Raw genomic sequence first — 8,883 nt, forward strand, 5'->3', positions numbered from 1 at the left:
CCCCTGCGTCTTTGAATAAGGAAAGCTCTTCGTGATCGGACGCTTGCGTGGCACCCTGGCGGAGAAACAGCCGCCGCACCTGATCCTCGATGTGAATGGCGTCGGCTATGAAGTGGAAGTGCCGATGACGACCCTCTATCGGTTGCCTTCGGTAGGCGAGCCGGTGACCTTGCATACCCATCTGGTTGTGCGTGAGGATGCGCACTTGCTCTATGGCTTCGCCGAAAAGCGCGAGCGAGAGCTGTTCCGTGAGCTGATCCGACTCAACGGCGTGGGTCCGAAACTGGCTCTGGCGCTGATGTCGGGCCTGGAAGTGGACGAACTGGTGCGTTGCGTCCAGGCACAGGACACCTCAACCCTGGTGAAGATCCCCGGTGTTGGCAAGAAGACCGCCGAGCGCCTGCTGGTGGAGTTGAAGGACCGCTTCAAGGCTTGGGAAAACATGCCCACGATTGCACCGTTGGTGATGGAACCCCGTGCCAGCGCTACAGTCTCAAGCGCCGAGGCCGATGCAGTCAGCGCGCTGATCGCCCTCGGCTTCAAGCCACAGGAAGCCAGTCGTGCCGTCGCAGCCGTACCGGGAGAGGATTTGTCCAGCGAAGAAATGATCCGCCAGGCCCTGAAGGGCATGGTCTAGGTGGCGCCCGATGATCGAGCCTGATCGCCTCATATCCGCCGTTTCCGGTCGCGAACGCGATGAGCAACTGGACCGCGCCATTCGCCCGCTGAAGCTGGCCGACTACATCGGCCAGCCCAGCGTGCGCGAGCAGATGGAGCTGTTCATCCATGCCGCGCGCGGCCGCCAGGAGGCGCTCGACCATACGCTGATCTTCGGTCCGCCGGGGCTGGGCAAGACGACCCTGGCGAATATCATCGCCCAGGAAATGGGCGTTTCCATCAAGAGTACTTCCGGGCCGGTGCTCGAGCGTCCCGGCGATCTCGCCGCGTTGCTGACCAACCTGGAGGCCGGCGACGTCCTGTTCGTCGACGAGATCCACCGTCTTTCGCCCATCGTCGAAGAAGTGTTGTATCCGGCCATGGAAGATTTCCAACTGGACATCATGATCGGCGAAGGGCCCGCGGCCCGCTCCATCAAGCTGGACCTGCCGCCGTTCACGCTGGTCGGCGCGACCACCCGTGCCGGCATGCTGACCAATCCACTGCGCGATCGCTTCGGTATCGTCCAGCGCCTGGAGTTCTACAACGTCGAGGACCTGGCGACCATCGTCAGTCGGTCGGCCGGCATTCTCGGCCTGGAGATCGAGCCGCAGGGCGCGGCGGAAATCGCCAAGCGCGCCCGCGGTACGCCGCGAATCGCCAATCGCCTGCTGCGCCGGGTACGCGACTTCGCCGAGGTCCGGGGGCAGGGCGACATTACCCGGGTGATCGCCGACAAGGCATTGAACCTGCTCGATGTCGACGAGCGTGGCTTCGACCACCTCGACCGTCGTCTGTTGCTGACCATGATCGACAAGTTCGATGGCGGGCCTGTAGGAATCGACAACTTGGCTGCGGCGTTGAGCGAGGAGCGGCACACGATCGAAGATGTACTGGAGCCCTATCTGATCCAGCAGGGCTACATCATGCGGACACCGCGGGGACGCGTGGTAACACGCCATGCGTACCTGCACTTTGGCCTGAATATTCCGAAAAGGTTGGGGCCGGGGGTGACGACGGATCTATTCACGTCTGAAGATGGTAATTAATTGCATTTGTGGGCGATTGCCGATTGGCAAAGCCGGGACTTGGTTCTAGAGTATGCGCGCGCAACACGGGGGAAAGCCGTTCCAGCAGCGTTTCCGGGTCTATTACGAGGACACGGATGCCGGCGGCATCGTCTATTACGTCAACTATCTCAAGTTCATGGAACGGGCTCGGACCGAGCGGCTGCGAGCTTTGGGGTTCGCCCAATCGCAACTGGTCGGCGACAATCTGCTGTTCGTCGTGCACTCCGCCGAGGCGCGTTACCACGCCCCGGCCAAGCTCGACGATGAACTGCTTGTCAGCGCCGAGGTCGAGGAGTTGAACCGGGCGAGCCTGAAGTTTCGTCAACAGGTTCGTCGAGCGTCGGACTCCGTCCTGCTCTGCGAGGGGCGGTTCCTGGTGGCGTGCGTGCGAGCGGACACCCTGAAGCCACGTGCTATCCCCGAAACGTTGCGTGCGGCTTTTGCCGGAAGCCCGGATTCTTTTTCAGCAGGAGATTAAAGTGGAACCGAACGTCGTCGACCATACCTCCATGTGGAGCCTGATCAGCAACGCCAGTATCGTGGTGCAGCTGGTCATGCTGACCCTCGTGGCCGCCTCGGTCACATCCTGGATCATGATTTTCCAGCGCGGCAACGCCATGCGCGCTGCCAAGAAGGCACTGGATGCCTTCGAAGAACGCTTCTGGTCGGGCATCGACCTGTCCAAGCTGTATCGCCAGGCCGGTAGCAATCCGGACCCGGACTCCGGCGTCGAGCAGATCTTCCGTGCCGGCTTCAAGGAGTTTTCCCGTCTGCGCCAGCAGCCCGGCGTCGATCCCGATGCAGTGATGGAGGGCGTGGCGCGCGCCATGCGTGTGGCCATCTCCCGTGAGGAGGAGAAACTCGAGGCCAGCCTGCCGTTCCTGGCAACCGTCGGCTCCACCAGCCCGTACGTCGGCCTGTTCGGTACCGTCTGGGGTATCATGAATTCCTTCCGTGGCCTGGCCACCGTGCAGCAGGCTACCCTGGCCACCGTCGCCCCGGGTATCGCCGAAGCGCTGATCGCCACCGCCATCGGCCTGTTCGCCGCGATCCCCGCGGTCATCGCCTACAACCGCTTCTCCGCACGTTCTGAGATGCTGATCGGTCGTTACTACACCTTCGCCGACGAGTTCCAGGCCATCCTGCACCGCAAGGTGCACACCAGCGACGACTAAGACGACTGAGAGGTAAGCCGATATGGCAAGGGTTCGTCACAAGCGCAAGCCGGTCGCGGAAATGAACGTGGTGCCTTACATCGACGTGATGCTGGTACTGCTGGTGATTTTCATGGTGACCGCACCGATGCTCAACCAGGGGGTCAAGGTCGACCTGCCGAAGGTGTCCAGCGAGGCGTTGCCTCAGGACAACAACAAGCAGGTCCTGACCCTTTCGGTGAAAGCCGACGGTTCCTATTACTGGAACGTCGGCAGCGAAGTGGATACTGAAAAACAGACCGATAGTGCCGTGTCGTTGGAGCAGATGACCGATGCAGTCACCAAGATCATGAGTGCCCGTCCGGACACCCAGGTATTCATCCGCGGCGACAAGGCGGTGAACTATGGTGCGGTGGTTGGCGCCATGGGTGCCTTGCAGCAGGCCGGTGTGCCCAACGTCGGGTTGATTACCGAGGCCCCCTGATCTTGAAGCAACAGTTCGAGCGCTCGCCTTCCGAGAGTTATTTCTGGCCCGTCGTCCTGGCGGTGGTCCTGCACGTTCTGATCTTCGCCATGCTGTTCGTCAGCTGGGCGTTTGCTCCGGAGCTTCCTCCCTCCAAGCCGATCGTGCAGGCCACGCTCTACCAGCTCAAGTCGAAGAGCCAGGCGACGACCCAGACCAACCAGAAGATCGCTGGCGAGGCGAAGAAGACCGCCTCCAAGCAATACGAAGTCGAGCAGCTCGAACAGAAGAAGCTCGAGCAGCAGAAACTCGAGCAACAAAAGCTGGAACAGCAGCAGGTCGCTGCTGCGAAAGCGGCGGAACAAAAGAAGGCTGACGAGGCTCGAAAGGCCGAGGCCCAGAAAGCCGCCGAGGCGAAGAAGGCCGATGAAGCCAAGAAAGCTGCCGAGGCCAAGGCCGCCGAACAGAAGAAGCAGGCTGACATAGCCAAGAAGCGCGCCGAGGACGAGGCCAAGAAAAAGGCCGCTGACGACGCCAAGAAAAAGGCAGCCGAGGACGCGAAGAAGAAAGCGGCCGAGGAGGCCAAGAAGAAGGCTGCTGCGGAAGCGGCGAAGAAGAAAGCCGCCGTCGAGGCCGCCAAGAAAAAGGCCGCCGCCGCTGCCGCGGCAGCCCGCAAGGCTGCCGAGGACAAGAAGGCGCAGGCGTTGGCCGAGTTGCTTTCGGATACGACCGAGCGCCAGCAGGCCCTGGCCGACGAGGTGGGCAGCGAGGTCACCGGCAGTCTCGACGACCTGATCGTCAACCTGGTGAGCCAGCAGTGGCGGCGTCCTCCATCGGCGCGTAATGGAATGAGCGTAGAAGTACTAATCGAAATGCTGCCGGACGGTACCATCACCAATGCCAGCGTCAGCCGTTCGAGTGGCGACAAGCCTTTCGACAGTTCGGCGGTGGCGGCGGTGCGCAACGTCGGCCGTATTCCCGAGATGCAGCAATTGCCGCGGGCTACCTTCGACAGCCTGTATCGTCAGCGCCGCATCATCTTTAAACCGGAGGATTTGAGTCTGTGAGTACCCTGATTCGCATTGCGCTGTTCGCCCTGGCCCTGGTGGCAGGTGCTGCGCAGGCTGCCGACCCGCTGGTGATCTCCAGCGGTAACGACCGTGCCATTCCCATCGCCGTGGTGCCGTTCGGCTTCCAGGGGGGCAACGTGTTGCCGGAAGACATGTCCAATATCATCGGCAACGACCTGCGCAACTCCGGCTACTTCGAGCCGCTGCCCCGGCAGAACATGATCAGCCAGCCGGCGCAGGCCAGCGAAGTGATCTTCCGTGACTGGAAGGCAGTTGGCGTCAACTACGTGATGGTCGGCAACATCGTGCCTGCCGGCGGACGCCTGCAGGTGCAGTACGCATTGTTCGATGTCGGCACCGAGCAGCAGGTCCTGACCGGCAGCGTGACCGGCAGCACCGATCAGCTCCGCGACATGTCGCACTACATCGCCGACCAGTCGTTCGAGAAGCTCACCGGTATCAAGGGCGCGTTCTCCACCAAGATGCTCTATGTCACCGCCGAGCGTTTCTCGGTCGACAACACCCGCTACACCTTGCAGCGCTCCGACTACGACGGCGCCCGCCCGGTGACCCTGCTGCAGTCGCGCGAGCCCATCGTGTCGCCGCGCTTCTCGCCCGATGGCCGCCGTATCGCCTATGTCTCCTTCGAACAGAAGCGCCCGCGTATCTTCATCCAGTACGTCGATACTGGCCGTCGTGAGCAGATCACCAATTTCGAGGGCCTGAATGGCGCTCCGGCATTCTCCCCTGACGGCAACCGCCTGGCCTTCGTCCTGTCGCGCGACGGCAACCCGGAAATCTACGTCATGGACCTTGGTAGCCGCGCCCTGCGCCGCCTGACCAACAACCTGGCGATCGATACCGAACCCTTCTGGGGCAAGGACGGCTCTACCCTGTACTTCACCTCGGACCGTGGCGGCAAGCCGCAGATCTACAAGATGAACGTGAACAGCGGTGCCGTGGACCGGGTAACCTTCATCGGCAACTACAACGCCAACCCGAAACTCTCGGCCGACGAGAAGACCCTGGTAATGGTTCACCGCCAGCAGGGCTACACCAACTTCCAGATCGCCGCCCAGGACCTCCAGCGCGGCAATCTGCGGGTGCTGTCGAACACCACTCTGGACGATTCGCCCACTGTTGCGCCCAATGGCACCATGCTAATCTACGCCACCCGCCAGCAGGACCGGGGCGTGCTGATGCTCGTATCCATCAACGGACGCGTACGGATACCTCTCCCTACCGCTCAGGGCGATGTGCGCGAGCCTTCCTGGTCCCCTTACCTGAACTGACGGTCGCCAACGGTTACAAACTTATACACTGGGGTTCATTAGGAGTTACATGATGGAAATGCTGAAATTCGGCAAATTTGCTGCGCTGGCTCTGGCCATGGCTGTGGCTGTGGGTTGCTCCTCCAAGGGCGGCGATGCTTCCGGTGAAGGTGCCAATGGCGGCGTCGACCCGAACGCAGGCTATGGCGCCAACAGCGGTGCCGTTGACGGCAGCCTGAGCGACGAAGCCGCTCTGCGTGCGATCACCACCTTCTACTTCGAGTACGACAGCTCCGACCTGAAGCCGGAAGCCATGCGCGCTCTGGACGTACACGCGAAAGACCTGAAAGGCAGCGGTCAGCGCGTAGTGCTGGAAGGCCACACCGACGAACGTGGCACCCGCGAGTACAACATGGCTCTGGGCGAGCGTCGTGCCAAGGCCGTTCAGCGCTACCTGGTGCTGCAGGGCGTTTCGCCGGCCCAGCTGGAACTGGTTTCCTACGGTAAAGAGCGTCCGGTCGCCACCGGCCACGACGAGCAGTCCTGGGCTCAGAACCGTCGCGTCGAGCTGAAGAAGTAAGAAGTCGTTATGCCCAAGCACCTGCGTGTCCTGACGTTCCTCGCGCTCAGCCTGCCATTCGCGGCCTGGGCGGAAGTTCCTGTGTATGACGGCGTTGCCGCCAACAATGGCGGCAACGTTCCTCCTTCCGGGTATGGCACGGCAGGTGCCGGCGGCGCCTTTGCCGGAGGTGGGGTGACAACCCCTACCTCCGTGCAGGGCGAACTGTTCATGCAGCTCCAGCAGATGCAGGACGAGTTGGCTCGCCTGCGTGGCACGCTCGAGGAACAGCAGAACCAGATCCAGCAGCTCAAGCAGGAAAGCCTGGAACGTTACCAGGACCTCGACCGTCGGATTTCCGGTGGTGGCGCTCCCGCTGCACAGAATTCCGCACCCGCTGGCGCCATCAACGCCAATGGGGCGCCTGCGGCTCCCGCAGGCAACAACGCACCGGCGCCGAGTAGCGAGCCGGGCGACCCGGCGAAGGAGAAGCTCTACTACGACGCGGCCTTCGACCTGATAAAGAGCAAGGATTTCGACAAGGCGAGCCAGGCGTTCAATGCCTTCTTGCGCAAGTACCCGAACAGCCAGTACTCCGGCAACGCCCAGTACTGGCTCGGCGAGGTGAACCTGGCCAAGGGCGACCTGCAAGGTGCCGGCCAGGCTTTCGCGCGGGTCAGCCAGAGCTACCCCAGCAGCCAGAAGGTGCCCGACTCGCTGTACAAGCTGGCGGACGTCGAGCGTCGCCTGGGTAACAACGACAAGGCCAAGGGCATCCTCCAGCAGGTCATTTCCCAGTACCCGGGCACTTCGGCCGCCCAACTGGCGCAGCGCGACCTGAAGAACCTTCGCTGACCCCGTTCCCGATGAACAAACCCGCGCCTGTCGCGGGTTTTTTCGTTAGAATCGGCGCCCCCGTGAAGCTGCATGGTTTCAGCTCGGCTGATCTTCGTGCCTCTCCTCGCGAGACCTTCCGGGATTTCGAGTGCCACGACAGGATACGTTCCGTGGCGCCCCTTCATTTACCGCAACGGAGGCGGACGACCTGTTCAGTCGTCACGCCCGTGGCTGAATATGCAACAGACCCTGCGCATCACCGAGATTTTCTACTCGTTGCAGGGGGAAACACGTACCGCCGGCTTGCCGACGGTCTTCGTGCGCCTGACCGGCTGCCCCCTGCGCTGTCACTATTGCGATACCGCCTATGCCTTCAGCGGCGGCGACGTCGTTAGCCTGGACGCTATTCTCGAGCGGGTTGCCACCTACAAGCCTCGCTACATCTGCGTGACCGGCGGGGAGCCGCTGGCCCAGCCGAATTGCATTTCTCTGCTGGAGCGGCTTTGCGACGCCGGCTACGAGGTTTCCCTGGAAACCAGCGGGGCCCTCGATGTGTCACGGGTCGACCCGCGCGTAAGCAAGGTTCTCGACCTCAAGACGCCGGGATCTGGCGAGGTCGGACGCAACCGATACGAAAATATCCCGTTGCTGACCGACAACGATCAGGTGAAGTTTGTCGTCTGTTCGCGAGAGGACTACGACTGGGCGGTATCCAAGCTGATCGAGTACCGCCTCGACCAGCGTGCCGGTGAAGTCCTGTTCTCGCCGAGCCACCATCAGGTCAGCGCGCGAGAACTGGCCGATTGGATCGTGGCCGACAACCTGCCGGTCCGCCTGCAATTGCAACTGCACAAGATTCTCTGGAACGACGAACCGGGCCATTGAGACGAGGAATCCATCATGAACCAGAAGAAAGCGGTCATCCTGCTCTCCGGCGGCCTCGACTCCGCCACCGTTGTCGCCATGGCCAAGGCCGACGGCTACGCCTGCTACACCATGAGTTTCGACTACGGCCAGCGCCATCGCGCCGAGCTGCAGGCCGCCGAGCGCGTGGCCCGGCAGTTGGGCGTGATCGAGCACAAGGTGATAGGGCTCGACCTCAATGGCATGGGCGGCTCGGCATTGACCGACGAGAGCATCGCGGTGCCCGAGTCGCCTAGCGAAGGTATACCGGTGACTTACGTGCCCGCGCGCAATACGGTGTTTCTCTCGCTCGCCCTGGGCTGGGCCGAGGTCCTGGATGCCCGTGACATCTTCATCGGTGTGAATGCGGTGGATTACTCTGGTTATCCGGATTGTCGCCCTGAGTTCGTCGAGGCTTTCGAGCGCATGGCGAACCTGGCAACCAAGGCGGGCGTGGAAGGCAATGGCTTCCGCATCCAGGCGCCGCTGCAGTATCTGTCCAAGGCGCAGATCATCCAGGCGGGCGTGGCGCGTGGGGTGGATTACGGCCTGACGGTGTCCTGTTATCAAGCCGATGAGCAGGGGCGTGCGTGCGGCAAATGCGATAGCTGCCGGCTGCGTGCGGATGGCTTCGCGGCGGCTGGTATTTCCGACCCGACGCCATATTTCTGAAAAAAATTCGCGAGAGGTGTTGTTTTTACGTTAGAAATCAGTATTATACGCCTCGCGTTGGGTCGTTAGCTCAGTCGGTAGAGCAGTTGGCTTTTAACCAATTGGTCGTAGGTTCGAATCCTACACGACCCACCATTTTCTACGGGGCGAGTTGCGTAGGTCTAGGAAGGGGGTGTTGCACCGTTCTAGCCTTGCAGCCGTCTGGGCCGAACATTAGGCCCGCATTG

At 61.9% G+C, this 8,883-nt stretch carries 11 protein-coding genes and 1 tRNA gene; all 12 read left to right on the forward strand.

What is annotated here, in order from left to right; all coding sequences use genetic code 11:
- The first annotated feature begins 31 nt into the window (after positions 1 to 31).
- The 12 genes from ruvA to HMPREF2581_RS25475 all read left to right on the forward strand — a co-directional run bounded on the left by ruvA (position 32) and on the right by HMPREF2581_RS25475 (position 8,791).
- Positions 32 to 637 (forward strand): Holliday junction branch migration protein RuvA, encoded by a 606-nt coding sequence (gene ruvA / locus HMPREF2581_RS25420; protein WP_003086122.1) that lies wholly within the window; start codon positions 32 to 34, stop codon positions 635 to 637.
- A gap of 10 nt (positions 638 to 647) precedes the next feature.
- A complete protein-coding gene (ruvB, locus tag HMPREF2581_RS25425) occupies positions 648 to 1,706 on the forward strand; it encodes a Holliday junction branch migration DNA helicase RuvB (RefSeq protein ID WP_003086123.1) in 1,059 nt (352 codons plus the stop codon).
- A gap of 52 nt (positions 1,707 to 1,758) precedes the next feature.
- Positions 1,759 to 2,205, forward strand: a complete 447-nt coding sequence (gene ybgC, locus HMPREF2581_RS25430; RefSeq protein ID WP_003086124.1) for a tol-pal system-associated acyl-CoA thioesterase — start codon at positions 1,759 to 1,761, stop codon at positions 2,203 to 2,205.
- A gap of 1 nt (position 2,206) precedes the next feature.
- Positions 2,207 to 2,902, forward strand: coding sequence for a protein TolQ (gene tolQ / locus HMPREF2581_RS25435; protein WP_003086125.1), 696 nt, complete (start codon positions 2,207 to 2,209; stop codon positions 2,900 to 2,902).
- Positions 2,903 to 2,924: 22 nt separating this feature from the next.
- Positions 2,925 to 3,365: a protein TolR gene (gene tolR / locus HMPREF2581_RS25440; RefSeq protein WP_003086126.1), complete on the forward strand. Its 441-nt coding sequence runs from the start codon at positions 2,925 to 2,927 to the stop codon at positions 3,363 to 3,365.
- Between the two features lie 2 nt (positions 3,366 to 3,367).
- Entirely contained in the window at positions 3,368 to 4,411 is a 1,044-nt protein-coding gene (tolA, locus tag HMPREF2581_RS25445) for a cell envelope integrity protein TolA (protein WP_003086127.1), read from the forward strand.
- Positions 4,408 to 5,706, forward strand: coding sequence for a Tol-Pal system beta propeller repeat protein TolB (gene tolB / locus HMPREF2581_RS25450; protein ID WP_003086128.1), 1,299 nt, complete (start codon positions 4,408 to 4,410; stop codon positions 5,704 to 5,706). Before tolA ends, tolB begins: the two co-directional genes overlap by 4 nt.
- A 52-nt stretch (positions 5,707 to 5,758) precedes the next feature.
- Positions 5,759 to 6,265: a peptidoglycan-associated lipoprotein Pal gene (gene pal, locus HMPREF2581_RS25455; protein WP_003111417.1), complete on the forward strand. Its 507-nt coding sequence runs from the start codon at positions 5,759 to 5,761 to the stop codon at positions 6,263 to 6,265.
- 9 nt (positions 6,266 to 6,274) lie between these two features.
- Positions 6,275 to 7,099 carry a tol-pal system protein YbgF gene (gene ybgF / locus HMPREF2581_RS25460; RefSeq protein WP_003140772.1) on the forward strand — a complete coding sequence of 275 codons (825 nt, stop codon included), beginning with the start codon at positions 6,275 to 6,277 and terminating at the stop codon, positions 7,097 to 7,099.
- Between the two features lie 219 nt (positions 7,100 to 7,318).
- Positions 7,319 to 7,966: a 7-carboxy-7-deazaguanine synthase QueE gene (gene queE / locus HMPREF2581_RS25465; RefSeq protein ID WP_003111416.1), complete on the forward strand. Its 648-nt coding sequence runs from the start codon at positions 7,319 to 7,321 to the stop codon at positions 7,964 to 7,966.
- Positions 7,967 to 7,981: 15 nt separating this feature from the next.
- Positions 7,982 to 8,656, forward strand: coding sequence for a 7-cyano-7-deazaguanine synthase QueC (gene queC, locus HMPREF2581_RS25470; protein WP_003111415.1), 675 nt, complete (start codon positions 7,982 to 7,984; stop codon positions 8,654 to 8,656).
- Positions 8,657 to 8,715: 59 nt separating this feature from the next.
- A tRNA-Lys gene (locus HMPREF2581_RS25475) sits at positions 8,716 to 8,791 on the forward strand.
- Positions 8,792 to 8,883 lie beyond the last annotated feature (92 nt).

The sequence above is a fragment of the Pseudomonas sp. HMSC057H01 genome (assembly GCF_001836405.1).
GTDB classification, from domain to species: domain Bacteria; phylum Pseudomonadota; class Gammaproteobacteria; order Pseudomonadales; family Pseudomonadaceae; genus Pseudomonas; species Pseudomonas aeruginosa.